Source organism: Massilimicrobiota sp. SW1139 (assembly GCF_012027715.1).
Classification (GTDB): Bacteria; Bacillota_I; Bacilli_A; order Erysipelotrichales; family Coprobacillaceae; genus Allocoprobacillus; species Allocoprobacillus merdigallinarum.
Map to the genome: position 1 here is coordinate 1 of NZ_SJOR01000022.1, position 22590 is coordinate 22590.

A 22590-nucleotide genomic window follows, 5' to 3' on the forward strand; every position below is an offset into this window, starting at 1 on the left:
GCTCGATAACGTTGATATTATAGCAAAATCATTTTTAAAATGTAAAAGTTTGTTTAAACAAATCTCTATATATTCATTATTTAACAACTTTTGTCCAATGATATTTATCTTCAAGACGACCCCATTGAATACCTGTTAGAGTGTCATAAAGTTTTTGTGTGAGAGGACCTGTTTTAAAGTCATGAATCGTTATTTTTTCACCTTTATAACAAAGTTCACCAATTGGAGAAATAACAGCTGCTGTACCCGTTCCCCATGCTTCTTTTAATTGACCAGTACGACCCGCTTCCATGAGCTCATCAATACTTAAATCACGTTCTTCTACTTTATATCCCATATCTTTTAAGATATGTATAATAGAATCTCTTGTCACACCAGGTAAGACAGAACCTTCAAGCGCCGCTGTCACAACGGTATCACCAATAAGGAACATGACATTCATAGTTCCAACTTCTTCAACATATTTTCTATGAACACCATCTAACCAAAGAACCTGTGTATATCCGTTTTGTTCAGCTTTGACTTGTGCAGCAATGCTGGCAGCATAATTTCCACCACATTTTGTAAAACCGGTACCACCTTTGACCGCTCTGACAAATTCATCTTCAACCCAAATTTTCACTGGGTTTACACCTTCAGGATAATAAGCACCTACTGGTGAAAGAATGATGATGAAACGATAACTGTCAGCAGGATGTACCCCAACGCCTGGTTGAGAAGCATACATAAATGGACGAATATATAAAGATGTATCTGGTGCTGTTGGAATCCAATCTTGTTCAAATTTAACAATGGCTTCAACCGCTTCTACAAACATATCTTCAGGAAGTTCAGCCATACATAGACGTTTGTTAGAATTAATCATACGTTTTCCATTCATTTCTGGTCTGAAAAGTAAAATATCGCCATTTGGATTACGGTAAGCTTTTAATCCTTCAAATGTTTCTTGAGCATAGTGTAAAACCATTGTGGCTGGATCCATTGGAATGGGTCCATAAGGGACAATGCGTGCATCATGCCAACCTTGATCTTTATCCCAATCCATAATGAACATATGATCAGTAAAATATTTTCCAAAACCTAACTGATCTTGATTAGGTTTTTCTTTTAAAGTTTGTGCTTTTTCAATTCTTATTTCCATAAAAATCCCCCTTTTTGATTAAAGAAATTATACTCTTTTTTAAAGTTGTATACAATGTTTTTTTGAAATGAAATAATGAAAAAACGTTATATTTTCTATAATTCATAAATTTGTTTATAAAAAATTGTTATATTGGTATAAAATAGTAATGAACAACTTTAGTGAAAAGGGCATTGAGTTGCAAGAAATAGAAAAATCATATATAATATTTCATATATAATATTTTTGTTAACATTTTGAAAGGGGAGTGTATTTGTGGAGTATATAACACTGATTGGAATCGTTATCATCGTTGTAGGATTTGCCTTAAAATTAGATGTTTTAGCGACTGTTATTATTTCAGGAATTGTGACTGGTTTAGTCTCTGGAATGAGTTTTATTGAAATATTAGAAATCTTAGGAAGTTCTTTTGTTTCTAATCGTTTAATGTCAATTTTCTTAATTATTTTCCCAGTTATTGCGATTATCGAAAGATATGGTTTAAAAGAAAGAGCCGCATATTTAATTGGTAAAATAAAAAATGCATCAGCTGGAAAAGTTTTAGCTATTTACTCTGTTATTCGTACTATTGCTTCTGCATTAAATATTAGAATCGGTGGGGTTGTACAGTTTGTAAGACCATTAATTTATCCAATGGCTCAAGCAGCAGGTGAAAAAGTTAAAGGTGGAGAGTTAGATGAAAAAGAAGAAGAATCATTAAAAGGATTATCTTCTGCAGTAGAAAACTATGGAAACTTCTTTGCACAAAACTGTTTCCCAGCTGCCAGTGGTGTTGTTTTAATGTATGGAACAATGGCTGAAGCAGGATTTACAGAAGTGACTCTTGCATCCATTGCAACGGCTTCTATATATATTGCAGTTATTTCTGTAGCATTAACATTTATTCAAGTCTTTTTATATGACAGAAAAATCAAGAAGGGAGGAAATAAATAATGTTAGACTTTTTAACAATTTATCTTCCTGAGTTCTTCTATGTTTTATGTGCATTTGTAAGTTTTGATACTGCTTATCGTGCAACACGTAATAAAGAAGCAAAAGTAGGAACAACATTATTCTGGGCTTTATTAGGTGTCATTTTTATGTTAGGGAAATTGCTTCCTAATGTTTTGATTGGTGCAATGCTTGTTGTTATGGGATGCTTAACAGCAACAAATCAGGTGAAAATGGGTGAATTTACAGAATCTACTCATGAATTCCGTCAACAAGCGAGTGAAAAATTAGGGAATAAAATCTTTATTCCTGCTGTTTCTATTGGGGTTATGGCTTTAATTTTATCTTTAATTCAATATAATGCTGAAACAGCACAGACATTTTTCTTGAAATTAAGTAATTTCTTTACTTTACAATTATTTTCATTTGGTAGCAGTGCAGGAAATCCAACTGCATTAGATGGTGCCGTTATGACAGGAATTGCATGTCTTGTAGCACTTGTTTTAGCGATGATCATTTGTAAACCAAAATTATCTGAAACACGTAGTGATACATCACGTTTATTAATGCAAGTAGGAGCTTCTTGTTTATTACCACAGTTATTAGGAGCTTTAGGAAGTGTTTTCAATGAAGCGGGTGTTGGAGATGTTATTTCAAACATTATTTCAAGTGTTATCCCATCTGGTAATATTGTGATTGGTGTTATTGTTTATGTTTTAGGTATGGTTATCTTTACAATGATTATGGGTAATGCTTTTGCGGCATTTACCGTTATTACCATTGGTATTGGGATTCCATTTGTTATTAATCAAGGTGGAGATCCATCAATTGTAGCTGCTTTAGGTATGACAGCTGGATATTGTGGTACACTATTAACGCCAATGGCAGCAAACTTCAATATTGTTCCTTGTGCTGTTTTAGAAACAAAAGATCAAAAATGGACTGTCATTAAATCACAGCTTCCAATGGCTTTGATTATGATTGTTATTCATATTGTATTAATGCTTGTCTTAGCATTTTAGGAGGTTATAAAAGATGAAAATTTTAGTGACTGGTTTTGACCCATTTGGTGGAGATAAAATTAATCCCGCGATTGAATCTGTAAAATTATTGCCTGATGAAATTGCAGGAGCTCAGATTATAAAATTAGAAATTCCAACCATTTGTCATCAATCTTTAAAGGTCATTGATGAAGCAATTGCTAAATATGATCCAGATGTTGTTTTATCTATTGGTCAGGCTGGAGGACGTACAGCTATCACTGTTGAAAGAATTGGAATTAATATTGATGATTGCCGTATTCCTGATAATGCTGGGCAACAAATTATTGATGAACCTGTTTTTGAAGATGGACCTGCAGCTTATTTTTCTAATTTGCCAATAAAGGCCATGGTTGCACGAATTTGTGAAAAGAATATACCAGCTGCAGTATCTAATACGGCAGGGACATTTGTATGTAATCATGTGTTATATGGAGTGAGATACATAATTGAAACGAAATATCCAGGGAAAAGAAGTGGATTTATACATATTCCATTTTTACCAGAACAAGTTATTGAAAGAGCAAACACTGCAAGCATGAGTTTATCAACTATAGTAGAAGGTTTATGCGCAGCTATTGAAGCTATTGTAGATACTAAAGAAGATTTAAAAGTAACAGGTGGAGCGACACATTAATGGCAAAAGTATTTGTATATGGAACTTTAAGACAAGGAATGTATAATTATGCCATTTATTTAAAAGATCAAGCAACATATTGTGGTCATGGTTATATAAAAGGAAGTTTAATGACAATTATTGGTAAAATTTATCCTGCTTATTTATGTGAAGGTCAGGATATGATTTTTGGTGAAGTTTATGATGTTGATGATCAGACTTTAGCTCATCTTGATGAGTTAGAAAGTTATTTTGGTGAAGATTGCCAGAATAATGAATATAATAAAATTTATATGGATATTTTAGATAATGATGGAAAAGTTAAAGATCAAGCATATGTTTATGAGTTTAATATGGATAATCCTATGAATGTCAATCTCTTAGGTAAAGATATCCTAGAACATGATTATGTTCAATATATGCAAAAGAAAAAATTAAATTCACAAAATTTATTTGATGATGAAGATATGTTTTATTAAAGAGTGTTTATATTGAAACAAGTCTATTATAAATGTAAAAAACCACGTCTTTTGAATGAACTCTAAAAGTTCAATTCATGGCGTGGTTTTTACTATTCAATTATTTCTATTTGTAAAGACTTCATAACGTCAATACTTTTTTGATGAGTGATTTGATCACTGCTGGCACAACCTTTTAAATCTACACGTACGGGAGTGTCAGGTAAAGCTGATTTGACCATGATTGCATTCGATAAAACACAAATATGTGAAACAAGTCCAACTAAAGTAACACTTTCGTATTCTTTATTTTTTAAATCATTAGCCATTTCTAAAGATGGAAATGTTTCTTTCTTATAGCAGGTACAATCACTTAATAATTCTTTCACTTTTCCATATAACTGCCATCCTGGTGTATTTTCTATACAATGGGCAATAGGAAGATGCAATCCTTCATAAGTCTGTAGATAATTTGTTTGATGTGTATCCATTGTATAGATAATATCATCTTGATTTCGTTGGAATGTCTGAATTAAATGGACAATATGATTTTCTAGTTGAGGAGCTTCATCAAATCCTAAACTACCAGTCACAAAGTCATTTTGAAAATCAACAACAATTAATAATTTTTTCATGTTTTCACCTCAATATTATTTTACTGCTTGTTTGAAACATGTCAATGATATTGAAAAAGATAATATTTTCATTGTTTAAAAAATGCGTTATAATGGGTAGGTAGATGAGGTGAGGGTATGACATTAGATCAGATGAGTCCTCAAACATTGGTACAGATTGTATCTGTTAATGGTAAAGGACTTTTGAGAAGACGCTTATTAGAAATGGGTTTAACACCCCATACATTAGTGAAAATCAGGAAAGTGGCACCTATGGGGGATCCAATAGAAGTTTATTTAAGAAGCTATGTTTTGACTTTGAGGAAAGAGGATGCTGCCTTGATTGAAGTGAGGGTGGTTGATGATGAGTAAAAAAATTGCTTTAATTGGTAATCAAAATTGTGGGAAGACAACATTATTTAATGCTTTGACTGGTTCTTCTCAGCATGTTGGGAATTTTCCTGGCGTTACTGTTGAACAAAAAACAGGATTCATAAAAAAACATAAAGATGAATTAGAATTAATAGATTTACCTGGTATTTATTCATTATCACCTTATACAGCTGAAGAAATCGTTTCAATTCGTTATTTATTGGAAGAAAAACCATGTTTAATTATTAATATTATTGATGCAACGAATATGGAACGAAATCTTTATTTAACAACTCAATTATTAGAATTAAATATTCCTATGATTTTGGTTTTAAATATGATGGATGAAGTGATTACGAGTGGTAATAGCATTGATATTGATGGCTTAAAGGATCGTTTAGAAATGGATATTGTTCCTATTTCAGCAAGTAAAAATGAAGGTATTGAAGATGTTATAACGGCTATTGAAAATAATTTAGATAAGCCATCACAACATATTGATATTTGTCATGGTGTTGTGCATAAAGCTATTCATTCTATATCACATATCGTTGAACAGAGTGCACAATCTTTACAGTTGCCTTTACGTTATTGTGTGACAAAGATTATCGAAGGTGATGATGAGATGTTTGATCAATTGCATATTGATCAGGGAGATCGTCATATTATTGAGCATATTTTACAGAAGATGGAAGAAGAAGCAGGAACAGACCGTGAGGCAGCACTTGTTGATATGCGTTATTCTTTTATTGAAGATGTATGTAAGCAAACTGTTTTTATAGAAAGTGAAACAAAAGAACAAATTCGTTCTGAGAAAATTGATCGTTTATTGACACATAAATATTTAGGAATTCCTATTTTTATTCTTATTATGTTGTTGATCTTTTATTTGACATTTTCACTTATTGGAGCACCATTACAAGATTTAATGGATTCTATTATTAGAGAATTTTCAAATATGATCATTCGCCTTCTAGAACAATATGATGTTGCTTTTTGGTTACGTTCTTTAGTTGGAGATGGTATTTTGGCAGGTGTTGGAAGCGTATTATCATTTCTACCAGTGATTGTGATTTTGTTTTTCTTTTTATCAATGCTGGAAGATAGCGGTTATATGGCACGTGTTGCATTTGTCATGGATAAGGCGTTGAGAAAAATAGGATTATCAGGACGTTCTTTTGTACCTATGTTAATTGGTTTTGGATGCAGTGTTCCAGCTATTATGGCAACACGTACCTTATCCAGTGATCGAGATCGTAAGATGACAATTATTTTAACGCCATTTATGTCTTGTAGTGCGAAACTGCCTATTTATGGAATGATTATTGCGGCTTTCTTTCCTCATAAAGCAGCAATAGTCATGATAAGCATTTACTGTATTGGAATTTTAGTCGCTATTATTTCTGCTTTATTATTGAAAAATACGATATTTATTGGTGAACCTGTTCCATTTGTTTTGGAACTTCCAGCTTATCGTATTCCAACTTTAAAAAATGTTTATTTAAATGTTTTAGATAAAGCAAAGGATTTTGTCCATAAAGCCTTTACTATCATTTTTATGGCTTCTATTGTGATATGGTTTTTACAAAGTTTTAGTTTTACTTTTGATTTTGTCACAGACAGCTCGCAAAGTATTTTAGCTGCAATCGGTTCATTTGTATCACCTATTTTTGCACCACTTGGTTTTAATGATTGGCGTGCTTCAACAGCTTTAATGACAGGTATTACTGCAAAAGAGTCAGTTGTTTCTACTTTAACTGTTTTAACACAATCTTCTTCAACAGCAGCTTTAAATCAAGCATTAATTGGCATTTTTACACCATTAAGTTCTTTTACATTTTTAGTTTTTACCGTTTTATATATGCCTTGTGTTGCTGCTTTTGCTGCAACAAAACGTGAATTACGTTCATGGCCTCAGGCAATTTTAACAGTCATGTTTCAAACCGGAATGGCATATCTGGTTGCGTTTGTTATCTATCAGTTAGGACAATTGCTATTATAGGAGGATAAAAAATGGAAGAAAATTATCAAACATTATTACGTATGAAAGAAAATCAGTTAATAAAGGCTTTTGAAAAAAATCAGATGTCATGTATGATTGTGAAGGATGAAAATGAATTAAAACAATATTTAAGAACTGTTTTAAAGGATCAAAAGAAAGTTGCTGTAGGAGGAAGTGTCACATTATCACAATTAGGAATCATTGATTTGATAAGGAAAAGTGATGTACAGTTTATAGATCGTTATGAAATGGGATTATCTCAAGAACAAGTGAAAGAACGTTTAAGAGAAGGCTTGTTGGCAGATATATTTATTACAGGAACTAATGCTTTGACAATGGATGGATGTTTATATAATATAGATGGTACAGGGAATCGTGTAGCAGCAATGATTTTTGGTCCTAAAGATGTTTATGTTATTGCTGGAATAAATAAAATCTGTGCGAATGAACAGGAAGCGATTGAACATATACGTCAATATAGTGCACCAGCTAATGCTTTACGATTGCATAAGCATACACCTTGTACAAAGTTAGGACAATGTCAGGATTGTTTAAGTGACGAACGTATTTGCAGCAGTTACGTTAAACTTGCTTATCAGGGACAAAAAAATCGTATTCATGTCATTATTATTGAGGAAAATATAGGTTATTAGGTGAAAAGTTATGAAGAAAACAGGTATATTATTTCCTATTTCAGCATTGCCTAGTGCATATGGAGTAGGAGATTTTGGTCAAAATGCATATCAATTTATTGATAAAATAGCCGCAGCACATCTTGAAATTTGGCAGATACTGCCATTAAATCCATTAGGATATGGTCATTCTCCCTATCAGCCTTTATCAAGTCATGCTGGTGATGAAATTTATTTAGATATCGAAGCTTTTATTGAAGCAGGGTTATTATATCCTGATGAAGTTCACATTGATAATCAACAGAGTTTATATGTAGATTATGCAAAGGTAAGAAAACAAAAACAAGCATATTATCGTTTGGCATTTTCACGTTTTCACGGTGATCAGCAATATCAGGAATTTGTTGAAAAAAATAAGTCATGGCTTTATTCTTATGCTATTTTTAGAGTTTTTAAATCTTATCATCATGAATGTTCATGGGTTGAATGGCCAGAAGAATATAAAAATTATCAACATGATCAATCTTTTTCATTATTGCCGTTTACTAAAGATATTGATTATCAAATTTTCTTACAGTATTTCTTTTTCTTACAGTGGCAACAACTCAGAGATTATGCGCACCAAAAAAATATTGAAATTATTGGAGATATGCCTATTTATGTAGGATTAGATTCGGCAGATGTCTGGCAAAATAGAGAATGCTTTTTACTAGAAGAAGATGGGACACCTTCATTTGTAGCAGGTGTACCTCCTGATTATTTTAGTAAATTTGGACAACGTTGGGGAAATCCTATTTATAATTGGGAATATTTGAAGCAACACCATTATGCCTTTTGGGTTGAACGTATGAAAGCGAGTCAACAAATGTATGATCGTGTCAGAATTGATCATTTCAGGGGATTTGATACGTATTGGAAAATTCCAGCGAGTGAACCGACTGCTGTTATCGGGGAGTGGGTTGAAGGACCAAGTTATGATTTATTTGATACTCTGTATTCATCAATTAATCATTTATCTATTTTAGCTGAAGATTTGGGTGATTTAAGAGATGAAGTTTATCAGTTGAGAGATCATTATTATTTAAAAGGTATGTATGTTTTTCAGTTCCATTATGCCTATGATTTTGATTTTTCAAAAGTTGTTGTTTATAGTGGAACACATGATAATGATACTTTAGTTGGATGGCTCAATACTTTAGATGAAGATGAATATAAAAAATTAGAAGAACTATTACAAGATTATTCACAACAACATATGTATCAGAAAATCTTAAATTATTGTTTAGATTTAGATGCCAAAGAAGTTATTATTCCATTTTGGGATTTGATGGGCAAAGATACATCTTGTCGCTTTAATGTACCAGGGAAAATTGGTTCTCCTAACTGGGAATATCATTTAACAGATTTTCAGGAATTTGATGTCTATTTAGAACAGTTCTCTCATATGATAAAAGAGAGCAAAAGGGGAGATTAATCTTGAAAAAAGCAATTGTTTTCGCTGGAGGAGGAGCCAAGGGTGCTTATGAAGCTGGGTTTATAAAAGCTATTCATGAAGCGCAAATGGATTATCAGATAGTAACGGGAACATCTATAGGAGCTTTAAATGCTTGTTTGTTAGCGCAAAAAGAAATAGATGTTCTTTTGCATTTATGGGAAAATATTGAAGAAAAAGATGTTTTTGAAGGGGGCTTACCAGATTTGAGTTTTGATTTTGATCATATGCTTGATCAATCACATCTGGTTATTTCATTTTTTAAGAATTATATGAAAGAAAAAGGTGCTGATATTACACCTTTAAAACATTTGATACGCCAGTTATTAAATGAAGATAAACTTCTTCAATCATCAATTGATTTTGGATTATGTACAGTACAATTTCCATCACTCAAACCCTTGTATATAACAAAAGAAGAAATGCCACGTCAACATATTTATGATTATTTATTAGCCAGTGCCTCTTGTTTTCCATTGTTTCCTATTCATCGCTTTCAAGATCAGGCGTATATTGATGGAGGATATTATGATAATGTTCCCATTGATTTAGCTTTAGCTATGGGAGCAGATGAAGTATTAGTCATTGATATGAGTTATCCTGTTAAGCATTCCCATTATTTGCATCGTCCTCATATTCATTATACGTATCCAACTGTTGAACTCAGTGGATTTATGGATTTTTCTAAAGAATCTATTCAACGTTCACTACGTTTAGGATATCAGCAGGGTCAAAAAGCAATGAACAAGTATGTTGGTCATAAATATACATTTTTACCATTTCAAACTGTCTTATTTGAAAAAACTTATCAAAATATTTTATCTGTAGAAAGATATATACGTCAATATACAAAAAGTAGTAGTCAAGATCATCTTTATCAGCAGTTTCTAGAGGCACATTTTCAAGAGCCTTTACAAAAAGAAGATTATTTATATATTTTACTCGATTGGATCTGTGAAATTTTAGGACGTGATGAGAGTTATGTTTATCAGTTTGACATATTCGTTCATGATTTACTCCAAGATTTTCAAGAATATCTGCAAAAAGATTTTTCTGTTTTATTAAATGGTGATTTGCACATTCTTAAACATATGAATAATAAAGGAATTGTAGGCATCATTCTACATTTTCTGCTTTATCCTGAACATGATAAAATTGGAAATGAAAGATTGATGACATTATTTGATAAACAATATGTTATAGCTCAATTGATTAAAATGATATATATAGAAGAAAAACAAGGTTCATTATAAACCTTGTTTTTCATATAAATTCTTTTTTGTTTTATCATAAATGATTTTAAGACCTTTAAATGTAAGATCAGCATCATAAATATCAATGAAATCTGTTTCTTTAGCAATCATTCTTCCTAAACCACCAGTTGAAATGACTTTCATATCTTGTTGATATTCTTTTTTGATTTGTTTAATCAAATATTCCGTTTGTCCAATATATCCAAAGAAGACACCAGCCTGCATACTTTTGATAGTATTTTTAGCAATCACTCGTTCTGGTTTTTGAATTTCAATTTCAGGAAGTTTAGCTGCCTGAGAAGACAATGCAGTCGCACAAATACCTATTCCTGGAGCAGTTGCTCCACCTAAAAACTCTCCTTTTTCACTCACAACATCATAAGTTGTAGCAGTCCCAAAATCAATAACGAGGCAAGGGCCACCATAAGTATAATAAGCACCAGCAGCGTCAACCAGACGGTCGGCACCTAAAGTTGAAGGATTATCAATACGAATATCAATACCAGTTTTGACACCTGGACCAATAAAGATAGGATTTTTATGTAAATATTTTTTGATACAGTTAGTAAATGAATAGTTGATTTTTGGTACAACACTACTAATAATAATATCTTGAATATCATCAGCAGATATTGAAGAAGCGCTCAAAAAAGATAATAACATAAATCCATATTCATCAGATGTTCTTTGGAATTTTGTTGTTAAACGATAAGTTCCAATTAACTGATCTTGATGATAGATTCCCATTGTAATATTTGTATTTCCAATATCAATAACAATTAACATTTTTCTTCCTCCAGCTTTTTCATTTGATTTAAGATAATGTAAGCTAATTCCTGTTTAGACATCTTTTGATAATCTGTGATTTCTTGTGGTGTTAAAATACTGACGACATTGGTATCTCCCTGAAAACCTGCGCCATCTGTTTTTAAATGATTGGCAACAATCATATCGCAGTTTTTCTTTTGTAGCTTCATTTGAGCATTTTCAATAAGATGACTTGTTTCCATCGCAAAACCACAGATCACTTGAGATGCTAAACGTCTTTTCCCAATTTCTAATAATATATCTTTGTTTTTATGAAGTTCCAATGTGAGTGTATCAGTATGCTTTTTGATTTTCTCATCAGCTATTTCATTGCAGGCATAGTCACCCACGGCAGCAGACATAATCATATAATCATATTCTTTAACACGCTGAATGATTTGATGATACATATCGTTTGCACTGATCACATCAATAACATTGACTCCATGTGGCTTTTTGAGATGCGTAGGTCCACTGACAAGCGTGACATTGGCCCCTAATTGGAAAGCAGCTTTCGCAAGCGCATAGCCCATTTTCCCACTTGAATGATTGGTAATAAAACGAACAGGATCCAGACTTTCCTGTGTAGGTCCAGCACTGATTAATATGTTTTTACCTGAAAGTGTTTTTGGTGCTAACATATAATCAATCATTTCTAATAAAGTGTCTTCATCTGCCAGTTTTCCATTTCCTGTATCACCACAGGCTAATAATCCTGAAATAGGTTCTACAAAAACAACACCTGTTTCTTTTAATAACTGCATGTTCTTTTGTGTGATTGGATTTTCATACATATGAACATTCATTGCAGGCGCAATGAGTTTTGGACATGTGGCAGCTAAAAAAGCACTTGTTAACATATTGTCAGCCATACCATATGCCAGTTTTGCAATCGTATGAGCGCTGGCAGGGACAACCATAAATAAGTCAGCATCTTTGACAATGTCTACATGAGTAATAATAGCTGGATTTTCATCATCAAATGTATCCACATAGACTTTACGTTTTGTTAGCGACTGAATACAGACAGGAGTCACAAAGCGTGTAGCACTTTCGCTCATCATGACTTCAATCTGATATCCCTGTTTCACTAAATCACTAATGAGCTGTATGCTTTTAAAAGCTGCAATACTTCCTGTAATACCAATAATTATTTTTTTTGACATTTTTTCACCTTATTTCTTAATTTGAATTAAAATACGTGAAACAATAACAGAAATAATTGTTCCAACGATAGCTTCTAACAAACCAGTTGTCGCAATGAGCGTAAGAAGATAGGGCATCAATTTTGAAAATGTCATGCCTAAAGCTGAAGCATATTGATTTCCAAAGAAAAGATAAATACCACCCAATACAAGAATTGTATTTGTCATTGCACCTAAAAAAGAACCTAGACTCATTGCTAATATAGGATGTTTTTTCCATTTTTCATAAATCATTCCAGCAACATATCCAATACAGATCCTAGGAATGATCGCAATCACTAAACTCCAAAATGAACCACTTATAAATGGTGAGAAAACAAAAGATGTAATGGTTGGCTGAATTGTATTTATAAATAGACTTGATAAGCCAAAAACCAGACCAACTTGAGCACCTTTATTTTTCCCTAAGACAATCCCTGCAATAATAACAGGAATATGCAAAGTTGTGGCACGTAATGGACCAATAGGAATAAAACCTAGAAAAGGAACCATAACCATTAAAATTTCAATGGCAATAAAAAGCGACATGAATGCAAGATTCTTAGTTTTTTGTTTATTCATTTGTACCTCCACTGTCATTTCTATCATAGAATACGACGTTTTCATAAGTTTAAAAAAGAAAAGTTAGTGCTTGATAAAAGTCACTACTGACGATATTCTTTTTTCATTTCACATTATACATGGTTATCTTCTTAAAAGCAATGTATAATATTATTAATAATAATTACTATTATTAAAAAGTTCTTGCTTTATTATTTTTAAGGTGTATAATGAAGTTAGATGAATAAGGAGGAAAGAGAAAATGTCAAAATGGATTTGTAAAATTTGTGGATATGTTCATGAAGGAGAAACAGCTCCAGAACAATGTCCAATCTGTAAAGCTCCAGCAAGTCAATTTGAAAAAGTTGAAGAAGAAAAAAAATCTAAATATGCTGGAACAAAAACTGAAAAGAATTTAATGGAAGCTTTTGCAGGTGAATCTCAAGCAAGAAATAAATATACTTATTTTGCTGAAATGGCAAGAAAAGAAGGTTTAGAACAAATTGCTGCTATTTTTGAAGAAACAGCTAACCAGGAAAAACAACATGCAAAAATGTGGTTTGCTGAATTCCATGGTATTGGTTCAACTGATCAAAACTTAGAAGATGCTGCTGCTGGAGAAAATGAAGAATGGACTGATATGTACAAACGTATGGCTCAAGAAGCAAGAGAAGAAGGTTTCGAAGAATTAGCTATTAAGTTTGAAAATGTCGGTAAAGTTGAAAGATCACATGAAGCACGCTATTTAAGATTATTAAAAAATTATAAAGAAGGAAAAACATTCAAAGGAGATGCTCCAAAAGGATGGAAATGTAGACAATGTGGTTTCATTTATGAAGGAGAAGAAGCTCCTGAAAGATGTCCAACATGCGGTTATCCAAAAGCATATTTCGAAAGAATGACTGAAAATTATTAATCTAATCTGGTAAGTGATGAGAACTTCTCATCACTTTTGTTTCTATTGCGACTTCATGCTATGTTATATATAATAGGATACGTAAAGCAATGGTTTTTAAAGAAGGTGAAAGTGATATGTTAAAAAATCAATTTGTCAACAATTATTTTGATGATGGTTTGCTTTTCAAAGAAGATTTTGTTGTTAAGGGAAGACAAATGCCATTCTTTTTAGAGGTGTTTCTATGAATTCATATATGCATACATATACAGGTAAAAAAATTAATCCTCTTGCATTTACAAAAGATGATATAGATATCAAAGACATTGCGCATGCATTAAGCTTATTGTGTCGTGGTGGTGGTCATTTAAAAATTTTTTATTCTGTAGCACAACATAGTCTTAACTGTGCTCAAGAAGCATTTCTTCGATATCGTGATTCTCGACTATCACTGGCCTGTTTATTACATGATGCCAGTGAAGCCTATATATCAGATATTATCAGACCTCTTAAACAGCATTTAAAGCTTTATGAGGATATTGAAAGTCAATGGATAAAAGTTGTTTTTGAAAAGTATGAACTTTCAGAATTAAAGGACGAAGACCTTTTAAAAATCAAAAGGATAGATGATGATATGTTAGCTTATGAACTATGCTTATGAACTATATACATTGATGGAGCAGCAACCAAAGCCAACTTGTTTATTAAAAAGTCAACCATGTTTTACAGAAAAACATTATCGAGATGTTGAAAAAGAATTCTTAGAATTATTTGAAAGATTATCAAATATAAAATAAACAGCTCATGAAACCAAATCATTAGCTGTTTTTCGTAGACTTGATTAAAGGACGATGTCCTAAACCAACTTTATTTTTCAATGTCATAAACATAATGAAGCATCCAATCAAAGTCAATCCACATACAAAGATAAGCATACTATTTAAACCTAAACTATCTTGTAATATACCACCAAAGATATTTCCTATGGATGATCCTAATCCTGTTGACATCATCGCAATCATTGTTTGTCCCATCATTTGATCACTTTCATCAAGATGATCATTGACATAATAAGTGATGGTTGCAGTAAAGAGTCCAAAAGATAATCCCTGGAACATCATACCTATTAATAAGACAATCAAATGAGGTGCTAAACAGATTGTCAGATTACGCAAAACATAGAAGAAAGCACTCGCTAAAAGTAATGTTTCAGAACGGTATTTTTTTAATAAACGATAAGTGATGGACATAATTGGCATTTCACTGGCAGCCATACAAAAGACAGCAATTCCATATAATGAAGTGCTTCCACCAAGATTTTTAACAATATTAATTAAATAAGTTGATAAGGCTGTTGAAGCAGCATACATAAATGTAAAAGCTACGAGAATGAAGAAAAATATACGATATTTTTTAATAACAGAGAATATATTTTCCTGTTTTTTTGTCGTTGTTTCTTCTTGAATTTGATAGGGTGGCATTGTATAAAGAAGAATTAATAAAGCGATGCTGGCAATTGTGTAGACAAAAGCAATGACTGTTGGATTAAAAAATTCAATCAGCTGACCAACAATGATAGCTCCCGCAGCATAAGAGATAGAGCCTAGTCCTCTAGCTAAACCAAAATTGATATATTGACCATCTTTCAAGTAATTCATACATATTGTAGAAAATAGGGGAACCATTGCAGCAATCAGACTTAATAGGAAAACATATAAAATCATAATGAGAAAAATAGGCGAAGAGATGATTGTTAAGACAGTAAAGATGACAATCATGATCAGGTATAGGGTGAAAATCAGTTTGTTAATAGATAAACCTTTGATGCGTGATAAAAGGGATGAGATAAATGGAGATAAAAAGATGGACAAAATAGCTCCACCACCTGTCACTATCCCAATATCTGTATTGGATAAACCACGGTATTGTAAAAATATAGCCACATAACCATAAATAGCTAAATAGGATAACCAGAAAAGAATTTGTAATCCATTATATTTCATTTGTAAAGATTTCATTGATTCACCCTCCATAACTTTTGTTTTTTTCAATCATAACAAAAAAAGTATTGAAACGTGTTTTTTTTCATATTATGAAATTACTTTATTTCATCACTCACTGGACTAGATAATGGATGACGAAAATCATTCTTTTTATCGTAACTAATTTTATTTTGAATATTCTGTTCATAGTCTTTTTGAAAAATACAAGAGAAAATGACATTAAAGAGATATTCAATAGAAATTTGTGAAGCAAAAGGAGCTATTTTCGTAAAAATCTTTTCTCTAGAACCAATATTTAAAATATAATCAGCATAATGAGATAAACGGTTATCACCAACTGATGTTAAAACAATGATGGGTGTATTGTTTTCTTTTAAGGTTTGAGCAATCTGAATATTTTCATTGGTTTCTCCTGAATAAGAAATAATCATCGCAATACGTGAGGAATTGGAATTATATGACATAAAGACCTGTTCACCATGTAAAATTCTTAAATTGACATCTCTGGAAATACGCATCATCTTATGTTGAAAACTCATGGCTGCTAATAAGGAATTACCAGAGCCATAAATATCAATATGCTGATGGGGATATAATAAATCAACAATCTTATTTAATTCAGTAAAATCAATAAGTTTAATTGTATCTGCAATGACTTCCTGATAAAGAGAAGATAACTTATGACAAATCATAGGATAACTGTCATCTTTAGAAAAAGGAAAATTGACATCAATACGATCAGTATGATGTAAATCATATTGTAATTCGGCAGAATATTTGATTTTAAAATCATTATAACCTTCTAAACCTATTTTTTTACAGAGTCTGACAATGGTCGCAGGAGAAGTATATGTTTCTTTTGCCAGTTCTTTGACTGACATACTTAAAACTTCTTCACCATGATTTAAAATGTATTTTGCAATTTGTTTTTCTGATTGAGAGAATTCCAGTTCAAATTCTAATTGTGTCATTATACTCATTTTTATCACCAATCCTAGTATACCATGAAACTTTGTTCCATAGAAGTGATGATTTTTACTCTTATTATGAAAAATGATGTTTGATATATTTTTGAAGTATTTTATGATGCTTTGTGTTAGAATAGAATCAGTATTGATGAATGGGTGAAAGGAGATTCATAATGGATATCAAAGAAGCAGTAGAAAAACGACATAGTGTTCGTCAATATTTAGATAAACCCATTGATGATGAAAAAATACAAATATTAGAAAAACAAATTGAAAAATGTAATCAGGAGGGTGATTTGAACATTCAGTTGATTCTCAATGAACCGCGTGCTTTTCAAAGTCAGCTGGCTCATTATGGTAAGTTTAAGGGAGTTCAACATTATATTGCTTTAATTGGTAAGAAGAATAGTCCTGATTTACAGGGTAAATGTGGCTATTATGGAGAGCATCTTGTTTTATTAGCACAACAGTTAGGTTTAAATACATGTTGGGTGGCTTTAACTTATAAAAAAATTCCAGAAGTGCTTCATCTTGATTCTGATGAGAAAATAGTAGCTGTGATTTCAATTGGTTATGGTGAAAATCAAGGAGTGGCTAGACGAAGCAAAGATACGAAAGATGTTATAGAAACAGAGGGAAATCTTCCACAATGGTTTTATGAAGGCGTTCGTTATGCATTATTGGCCCCAACTGCTATGAATCAACAGAAATTTAAGTTTGGTTTTGAAAATGGAAAAGTGAAAGTGAAAAGAGGAATAGGTTTTTATACAAAATTAGATTTAGGTATTGTGAAATATCATTTTGAAATAGGTGCAGGAAAAAATCATTTTCAATGGGACAATGAAGATGATCAAAGATAGGTGATTAAAATGACAGGTAAATACGATTTCTAATAAAATGTTAAGTTGCATTGGATATCGCCTGCCTAAAATAGATAAATACGAACAATTATGAAACAAAGTTTCATATGACAATGCATTTTTTATATAATTATGAAACTAATTTATAAAGTTATGAAAAGATATTTACTCATATGTCAATATCTTTTAAAATGAGAATATAAGAGAAAAAGGAGGACTTTATAAGTGGAAAAGAAAATGCCAAAAGATTTTTATTGGGGTGGTTCTGTATCATCATTCCAAACTGAAGGAGCAAGAAATGAAGGAGGAAAAGGGGTTTGTATTTATGATGTCAGACCAATGAATCCTGAATTTTCAGATTGGAATGTTGCGATTGATGAATATCATCGTTATGATGAAGATATTGCATTAATGAAAGAAATGGGATTTAATTTCTATCGTTTTTCTATTTGCTGGTCAAGAATTATTCCTAATGGAACTTTAGATGAACCTGTTAATGAAGAAGGTGTGAAGTTCTATAGTGATTTAATTGATAAGTTATTGGCAGCAGGTATTGAACCAATGATTACATTAGTTCATTTTGATATGCCTTACCATCTTGTTAAAAATTATAATGGTTTTGCATCTCGTTATGTTGTAGATTGCTTTGAAAGATATGCAAGAGTATGTATTGAAAGATTTGGAGATCGTGTAAAACATTGGATGAGTTTCAATGAACAAAATTTACATGGTCAAATGTTAAGAGTTTCTAATGCTGAAGAAATTCCTGAAGGTGTGAGTGAACCAAAACATTTATATCAAGTTAACCATAATGTCTTTATTGCACATTGTAAAGCTGTTAAAGCATTAAGAGAATTACAACCAGATGCTAAATTCTGTGGTATGGCTGCTGTTACAAATATTTATCCATACACAAATACACCTAAAAACAACTTATTTGCATGGCAAGCTTATCAATATATGAATGGTTTCCATGTTGATGTTTTTGCAAAAGGGAAATATCCAGATTATATGGTAGCTTATCTTGAAAATAGAGGATGGATGCCTCATTTTGAAGAAGGCGATGAAGAATTATTAAAATACACTGTTGATTATATTGCATTCAGTTATTATCGTTCTAATACAGTGACTGAAGGTGAATTTGACTTAGAAAGACCATATCATGAAGTTGTTGGTGAACATATGATCAAAAATCCTCATTGTGAAGCCAATGAATGGGGATGGGAAATTGACCCAATTGGATTTAGATGGACATTAAATGATTTACATACACGTTCTGATTTACCAGTATTCGTTCTTGAAAATGGTATTGGATGGCGTGAAGATATGACTCAAGAAGAAGTAGATGCAATGCTTGCTGCAGGTAAAACAATCGAAGATGATTATCGTATCAACTATCATAGAGATCATATTAAAGAAATGGAAAACGCAATGTTTGAAGATGGTGTTCCTTGTTTAGGATATATTACTTGGGGACCAATTGATATTTTAGCAAGTATGTGTAATATGGATAAACGTTATGGATTTGTTTATGTTAACAGAACAAACAAAGATATCAGAGATTTAAAACGTATTCCTAAAAAATCATTCTATTGGGTTGCTAAAGCATTTAAATCTAATGGTGAAGATTTAGATTAATAAAATCAAAGAATGGCAAGTTGACTTGACCATTCTTTTTTTGATAAAAATTATATTAAAAAAGAATATTCAATGTAGTTATTTTTATGAGACGGATAAAAAAAGAAAAATTAGCACATCTGGGTTGACAGTGCTAAAAGATAGGTGTAAGATACTATTAGCACAAAAATAGATAGAGTGCTAATAAAAGGAGATGTAAATATGGCAGAAAAGAAACAGTTTAAAGCTGAGTCGCAAAGATTATTAGATTTAATGATTAACTCTATTTATACACATAAAGAGATTTTTTTAAGAGAATTGATTTCAAATGCCAGTGATGCTTCAGATAAGTTATATTACAAAGCATTGACTGAAAATTTAAATGGTATTTCAAGAGAAGATTTATCTATTCAAATTGTCATCAATAAAGATCATCGTATGTTATCTATTATTGATCAAGGTATTGGTATGAATGCAGATGAATTAGAAGAACATTTAGGAACAATTGCTAATAGTGGTTCTTTTGAATTTAAACAGGCATTAGAAAAAGGACAAGATGATGTTGACATTATTGGACAATTTGGTGTTGGATTCTATTCAGCATTTATGGTTGCTCATAAGGTGGAAGTGATTTCTAAAAAGTATGGAGAAGATCAGGCTTATATCTGGGAATCTGATACAAGTGATGGATATACAATCAACGAAATTGATTATCCAAATCATGGAACAAGAATTAACTTATATTTAAAAGATAACACTGATGATGAAAATTATGACCAATATTTAGATGAATATGAAATTCAAAGATTAGTTAAGAAATATTCTGATTATGTTCATTACCCAATTAAGATGGATATGACAACTTCTAAGAAAAAAGAAGATAGTGATGAATATGAACAAGTCATTGAAAATAAGACATTAAATTCAATGGTTCCTTTATGGAAAAGACCTAAAAAGGAAATCACAGAAGAAGATTATAATGAATTCTATAAAGATAAATTTAATGATTTTAGCGATCCATTATGTGTTATGCATAACAGTGTAGAAGGAACAATTTCTTATGATTCATTATTATTTATTCCTTCTAAACCGCCAATGAATTACTATTCACAAGATTATGAAAAAGGTTTACAACTTTATTCTCGTGGTGTCTTTATTATGGATAAAGCCAGTGAACTTGTTCCTGAACATTTCAGATTTGTGAAAGGTTTAGTAGATTCACAGGATTTATCATTAAATATTTCTCGTGAAATGTTACAACATGATCGTCAATTGAGAATTATTGCTGATAAAATTGAAAAACGTATTCAAAGTGAACTTGAAAAAATGTTAAAGAATGATCGTGAAAAATATGAAGAATTCTTTAAGAGTTTTGGATTACAGTTAAAATTCGGTATTTATAACAGCTATGGTATGTTAAAAGATAAATTACAAGATTTATTGTTATATTATAGTGCAAATGAAAAGAAAATGATAACTTTCAATGAATATGTTGAAAACATGAAAGATGGTCAAAAAGAAATCTATTTTGCCAGTGGCGAAAGCTATGAAAAGATTGATCATTTACCAACAGTAGAAATGGTTAAAGATAAAGGATTTGATATTCTTTATATGATTGATAATGTAGATGAATTCTGTATTCAGATGTTAAGAGATTATAAAGAAAAACCATTTAAAAATATCAATCAAGGTGATTTAGATATTGATAGTGAAGAAGAAAAGAAAGAGTTAGAAAAAGTCAGTGAAGATAATAAAGACTTAATCTCAACTCTTAAAGATGCATTGAAAGATAAAGTTCAAGATGTCAAAGTATCTTCACGTTTAAAAACACATCCTGTTTGTTTGGTAAGTAGCGAAGGTGTTTCTTTTGAAATGGAAAAAGTTCTCAATCAAATGCCTGATGGACAAAATATCAAAGCAGGAAGAATTTTAGAAATTAATCCAAATCATGCAATCTTTACAGCTTTACAATCTTTATTTGAAAAAGATAAAGATAAAATTAATGATTATGCATCATTGTTATATGATCAGGCTTTATTAATTGAAGGATTTAGTATTGATGATCCTGTTGAATTTTCTAATAAGGTTTGTCAATTAATGGTAGATGCAAATAAATAAGTCATTGGAGGAAACGGTTTTGATAAATCGTTTCTTTTTTTATGTTATAATAGATTTGGGTGACGAATTATGATAAAAAAGGGTATTTCTATAATGATTATAAGTTGTTTATTAATATTGATAACAGGTTGTCAATCTCAAGACGGATCTCAACAGGCGAATCTAACAGAATATCGTTTTGCAGGTTATTATGATTGGTTTTTAGGAAAAGAGGAATATGAAGATTTTATGACATATGTCTCTAATGATCAATCTTTAAAGATTGATTCTCAATATGGTGAAAAGATTTATCGAGATGGTAAATATCTGATTATTGAAGCAACTGATGAACAAAAACAAGCACTGGTCAATCAAAATAAGAAGCTTATTGAACAGGCTACACAAGAATTTATGAAAATGGGAGAAGATTATCAGATGGATTATAGTGATGATTATTCGTCTATGACAATTTGGATTGATCAGGAACATTTTGTAGATATTTTTTCAAGTGAAGCTTTTCAAGTAGGTGGGAACATGCTTGGCATTATAAGTCTTGTTACAGCGAGTCGTGTATTGACAACGGGAAATTGTGATAGTGCTGTTGAAATTCATATTATTAATTTAGATAGTGACTATCAGGTTGCAGAAGCTATTTTTCCGTATGAATCTATTCAGATCACTTCTCAAGATTGGCTGACAAGTCAACAAAATGATGTGACTGACTCTTCAAAACTGGAAGGTTATTCAAGAGTTTTAGCAACAGTCATTGAAAAAAATGACAATCAGATTTTTTTCAAGCCTGAATCAACTTCATCTGATTACCAAAAAGATGAAAAGCTATGCTTGTGTTTAGATAGTGTTTATGGAGAAGATGTTTTTATACCTTATCAGTTATCAAAAGGTGATCAAGTCTATTTAACATTGAATGGAAATTATGCTCTTCATGATGATGGTGATGAAATTCCTGATATTGCTCCAATGGCAATCATTCCTGTACAATATATAGATGATGCTATGTAACTTTATTTGCAAAACGGATTTATCAAGA

23 protein-coding genes are annotated in these 22590 nt (G+C 31.4%); 16 read left to right on the forward strand and 7 right to left on the reverse strand.

Annotated features, from left to right (window positions below):
* Positions 1-76: 76 nt before the first annotated feature.
* Positions 77-1141: a branched-chain amino acid aminotransferase gene (locus E0K96_RS10180; RefSeq protein ID WP_087242746.1), complete on the reverse strand. Its 1065-nt coding sequence runs from the start codon at positions 1139-1141 to the stop codon at positions 77-79.
* Positions 1142-1396: 255 nt separating this feature from the next.
* Here E0K96_RS10180 and E0K96_RS10185 point away from each other — a divergent pair, with 255 nt between their 5' ends.
* Genes E0K96_RS10185 through E0K96_RS10200 form a run of 4 tightly spaced genes read left to right on the forward strand, consistent with a single transcriptional unit; the run spans position 1397 to position 4206 of the window.
* Complete coding sequence (locus E0K96_RS10185; protein ID WP_168082984.1) at positions 1397-2074, forward strand: DUF969 domain-containing protein; 678 nt, start codon at positions 1397-1399, stop codon at positions 2072-2074.
* Positions 2074-3093: a DUF979 domain-containing protein gene (locus tag E0K96_RS10190; RefSeq protein WP_168082986.1), complete on the forward strand. Its 1020-nt coding sequence runs from the start codon at positions 2074-2076 to the stop codon at positions 3091-3093. The genes E0K96_RS10185 and E0K96_RS10190 overlap by 1 nt, the downstream gene beginning before the upstream one ends.
* A 13-nt stretch (positions 3094-3106) precedes the next feature.
* Positions 3107-3748 carry a pyroglutamyl-peptidase I gene (pcp, locus tag E0K96_RS10195; protein ID WP_168082988.1) on the forward strand — a complete coding sequence of 214 codons (642 nt, stop codon included), beginning with the start codon at positions 3107-3109 and terminating at the stop codon, positions 3746-3748.
* Positions 3748-4206, forward strand: coding sequence for a gamma-glutamylcyclotransferase family protein (locus tag E0K96_RS10200; RefSeq protein ID WP_168082990.1), 459 nt, complete (start codon positions 3748-3750; stop codon positions 4204-4206). The genes pcp and E0K96_RS10200 overlap by 1 nt, the downstream gene beginning before the upstream one ends.
* A gap of 92 nt (positions 4207-4298) precedes the next feature.
* On the opposite strand, the gene E0K96_RS10205 is transcribed toward E0K96_RS10200, so the two are convergent.
* Positions 4299-4820, reverse strand: coding sequence for a cysteine hydrolase family protein (locus E0K96_RS10205; RefSeq protein ID WP_087303688.1), 522 nt, complete (start codon positions 4818-4820; stop codon positions 4299-4301).
* Positions 4821-4937: 117 nt separating this feature from the next.
* On the opposite strand from E0K96_RS10205, the gene E0K96_RS10210 reads away from it, so the two are divergent.
* From E0K96_RS10210 to E0K96_RS10230, 5 genes are read left to right on the forward strand one after another with little or no spacing between them, the layout of a single operon-like run.
* On the forward strand, positions 4938-5171 hold the full coding sequence (locus tag E0K96_RS10210) for a FeoA family protein (protein ID WP_087242734.1): 234 nt from the start codon (positions 4938-4940) through the stop codon (positions 5169-5171).
* The gene (gene feoB / locus E0K96_RS10215) at positions 5161-7173 is read left to right on the forward strand and encodes a ferrous iron transport protein B (RefSeq protein WP_168082992.1); all 2013 of its coding nucleotides are present in this window, start codon (positions 5161-5163) and stop codon (positions 7171-7173) included. Before E0K96_RS10210 ends, feoB begins: the two co-directional genes overlap by 11 nt.
* A gap of 11 nt (positions 7174-7184) precedes the next feature.
* Positions 7185-7826, forward strand: coding sequence for a lactate utilization protein (locus E0K96_RS10220; protein ID WP_168082994.1), 642 nt, complete (start codon positions 7185-7187; stop codon positions 7824-7826).
* A 10-nt stretch (positions 7827-7836) separates the two neighbouring features.
* A complete protein-coding gene (gene malQ / locus E0K96_RS10225) occupies positions 7837-9279 on the forward strand; it encodes a 4-alpha-glucanotransferase (RefSeq protein WP_168082996.1) in 1443 nt (480 codons plus the stop codon).
* Positions 9280-9281: 2 nt separating this feature from the next.
* Positions 9282-10550 carry a patatin-like phospholipase family protein gene (locus E0K96_RS10230; protein ID WP_168082998.1) on the forward strand — a complete coding sequence of 423 codons (1269 nt, stop codon included), beginning with the start codon at positions 9282-9284 and terminating at the stop codon, positions 10548-10550.
* On the opposite strand, the gene E0K96_RS10235 is transcribed toward E0K96_RS10230, so the two are convergent.
* The 3 genes from E0K96_RS10235 to E0K96_RS10245 are packed head-to-tail and all read right to left on the reverse strand — an operon-like array spanning position 10545 to position 13123.
* A complete protein-coding gene (locus E0K96_RS10235) occupies positions 10545-11336 on the reverse strand; it encodes a type III pantothenate kinase (protein WP_087297419.1) in 792 nt (263 codons plus the stop codon). The two genes, E0K96_RS10230 and E0K96_RS10235, sit on opposite strands and share 6 nt — an antisense overlap.
* Positions 11330-12523: a bifunctional phosphopantothenoylcysteine decarboxylase/phosphopantothenate--cysteine ligase CoaBC gene (gene coaBC, locus E0K96_RS10240; protein ID WP_168083000.1), complete on the reverse strand. Its 1194-nt coding sequence runs from the start codon at positions 12521-12523 to the stop codon at positions 11330-11332. The genes E0K96_RS10235 and coaBC overlap by 7 nt, the downstream gene beginning before the upstream one ends.
* Positions 12524-12532: 9 nt before the next feature.
* Positions 12533-13123, reverse strand: a complete 591-nt coding sequence (locus E0K96_RS10245; RefSeq protein WP_168083002.1) for an ECF transporter S component — start codon at positions 13121-13123, stop codon at positions 12533-12535.
* A gap of 241 nt (positions 13124-13364) precedes the next feature.
* On the opposite strand from E0K96_RS10245, the gene rbr reads away from it, so the two are divergent.
* From rbr to E0K96_RS10260, 3 genes are all read left to right on the forward strand, one after another.
* A complete protein-coding gene (gene rbr / locus E0K96_RS10250; protein ID WP_087242718.1) occupies positions 13365-14018 on the forward strand; it encodes a rubrerythrin in 654 nt (217 codons plus the stop codon).
* A gap of 223 nt (positions 14019-14241) precedes the next feature.
* The gene (locus tag E0K96_RS10255) at positions 14242-14658 is read left to right on the forward strand and encodes a phosphohydrolase (protein WP_168083004.1); all 417 of its coding nucleotides are present in this window, start codon (positions 14242-14244) and stop codon (positions 14656-14658) included.
* Positions 14642-14794, forward strand: a complete 153-nt coding sequence (locus E0K96_RS10260) for a hypothetical protein (RefSeq protein ID WP_168083006.1) — start codon at positions 14642-14644, stop codon at positions 14792-14794. The genes E0K96_RS10255 and E0K96_RS10260 overlap by 17 nt, the downstream gene beginning before the upstream one ends.
* Positions 14795-14815: 21 nt before the next feature.
* Here E0K96_RS10260 and E0K96_RS10265 read toward each other — a convergent pair whose 3' ends face one another.
* Together E0K96_RS10265 and E0K96_RS10270 are read right to left on the reverse strand one after the other, a co-directional pair.
* Complete coding sequence (locus tag E0K96_RS10265; RefSeq protein ID WP_168083008.1) at positions 14816-16015, reverse strand: MFS transporter; 1200 nt, start codon at positions 16013-16015, stop codon at positions 14816-14818.
* An 80-nt stretch (positions 16016-16095) separates the two neighbouring features.
* Complete coding sequence (locus E0K96_RS10270) at positions 16096-16980, reverse strand: MurR/RpiR family transcriptional regulator (RefSeq protein ID WP_087242712.1); 885 nt, start codon at positions 16978-16980, stop codon at positions 16096-16098.
* A 161-nt stretch (positions 16981-17141) separates the two neighbouring features.
* Between E0K96_RS10270 and E0K96_RS10275 the strand changes: the two genes are divergently transcribed.
* The 4 genes from E0K96_RS10275 (at position 17142) to E0K96_RS10290 (ending at position 22562) form a co-directional block, all read left to right on the forward strand.
* On the forward strand, positions 17142-17828 hold the full coding sequence (locus E0K96_RS10275; protein ID WP_168083010.1) for a nitroreductase family protein: 687 nt from the start codon (positions 17142-17144) through the stop codon (positions 17826-17828).
* 225 nt (positions 17829-18053) lie between these two features.
* Positions 18054-19466, forward strand: coding sequence for a glycoside hydrolase family 1 protein (locus E0K96_RS10280; protein WP_087242708.1), 1413 nt, complete (start codon positions 18054-18056; stop codon positions 19464-19466).
* 201 nt (positions 19467-19667) lie between these two features.
* On the forward strand, positions 19668-21563 hold the full coding sequence (gene htpG, locus E0K96_RS10285; RefSeq protein ID WP_168083012.1) for a molecular chaperone HtpG: 1896 nt from the start codon (positions 19668-19670) through the stop codon (positions 21561-21563).
* A 69-nt stretch (positions 21564-21632) separates the two neighbouring features.
* Positions 21633-22562: a hypothetical protein gene (locus E0K96_RS10290; RefSeq protein ID WP_168083014.1), complete on the forward strand. Its 930-nt coding sequence runs from the start codon at positions 21633-21635 to the stop codon at positions 22560-22562.
* The last annotated feature ends 28 nt before the right edge of the window (positions 22563-22590 follow it).

Coding starts and splice junctions, on each gene's coding strand:
- pcp (WP_168082988.1), top strand. CDS start 3,107: ATGAAAATTTTAGTGACTGGTTTTGACCCATTTGGTGGAGATAAAATT.
- E0K96_RS10235 (WP_087297419.1), bottom strand. CDS start 11,336: ATGTTAATTGTTATTGATATTGGAAATACAAATATTACAATGGGAATC.
- E0K96_RS10265 (WP_168083008.1), bottom strand. CDS start 16,015: ATGAAATCTTTACAAATGAAATATAATGGATTACAAATTCTTTTCTGG.
- E0K96_RS10205 (WP_087303688.1), bottom strand. CDS start 4,820: ATGAAAAAATTATTAATTGTTGTTGATTTTCAAAATGACTTTGTGACT.
- feoB (WP_168082992.1), top strand. CDS start 5,161: ATGATGAGTAAAAAAATTGCTTTAATTGGTAATCAAAATTGTGGGAAG.
- E0K96_RS10270 (WP_087242712.1), bottom strand. CDS start 16,980: ATGAGTATAATGACACAATTAGAATTTGAACTGGAATTCTCTCAATCA.
- E0K96_RS10290 (WP_168083014.1), top strand. CDS start 21,633: ATGATAAAAAAGGGTATTTCTATAATGATTATAAGTTGTTTATTAATA.
- E0K96_RS10200 (WP_168082990.1), top strand. CDS start 3,748: ATGGCAAAAGTATTTGTATATGGAACTTTAAGACAAGGAATGTATAAT.
- E0K96_RS10220 (WP_168082994.1), top strand. CDS start 7,185: ATGGAAGAAAATTATCAAACATTATTACGTATGAAAGAAAATCAGTTA.
- E0K96_RS10245 (WP_168083002.1), bottom strand. CDS start 13,123: ATGAATAAACAAAAAACTAAGAATCTTGCATTCATGTCGCTTTTTATT.
- malQ (WP_168082996.1), top strand. CDS start 7,837: ATGAAGAAAACAGGTATATTATTTCCTATTTCAGCATTGCCTAGTGCA.
- E0K96_RS10255 (WP_168083004.1), top strand. CDS start 14,242: ATGAATTCATATATGCATACATATACAGGTAAAAAAATTAATCCTCTT.
- coaBC (WP_168083000.1), bottom strand. CDS start 12,523: ATGTCAAAAAAAATAATTATTGGTATTACAGGAAGTATTGCAGCTTTT.
- E0K96_RS10190 (WP_168082986.1), top strand. CDS start 2,074: ATGTTAGACTTTTTAACAATTTATCTTCCTGAGTTCTTCTATGTTTTA.
- E0K96_RS10180 (WP_087242746.1), bottom strand. CDS start 1,141: ATGGAAATAAGAATTGAAAAAGCACAAACTTTAAAAGAAAAACCTAAT.
- E0K96_RS10275 (WP_168083010.1), top strand. CDS start 17,142: ATGGATATCAAAGAAGCAGTAGAAAAACGACATAGTGTTCGTCAATAT.
- htpG (WP_168083012.1), top strand. CDS start 19,668: ATGGCAGAAAAGAAACAGTTTAAAGCTGAGTCGCAAAGATTATTAGAT.
- E0K96_RS10210 (WP_087242734.1), top strand. CDS start 4,938: ATGACATTAGATCAGATGAGTCCTCAAACATTGGTACAGATTGTATCT.
- E0K96_RS10260 (WP_168083006.1), top strand. CDS start 14,642: ATGAACTATGCTTATGAACTATATACATTGATGGAGCAGCAACCAAAG.
- rbr (WP_087242718.1), top strand. CDS start 13,365: ATGTCAAAATGGATTTGTAAAATTTGTGGATATGTTCATGAAGGAGAA.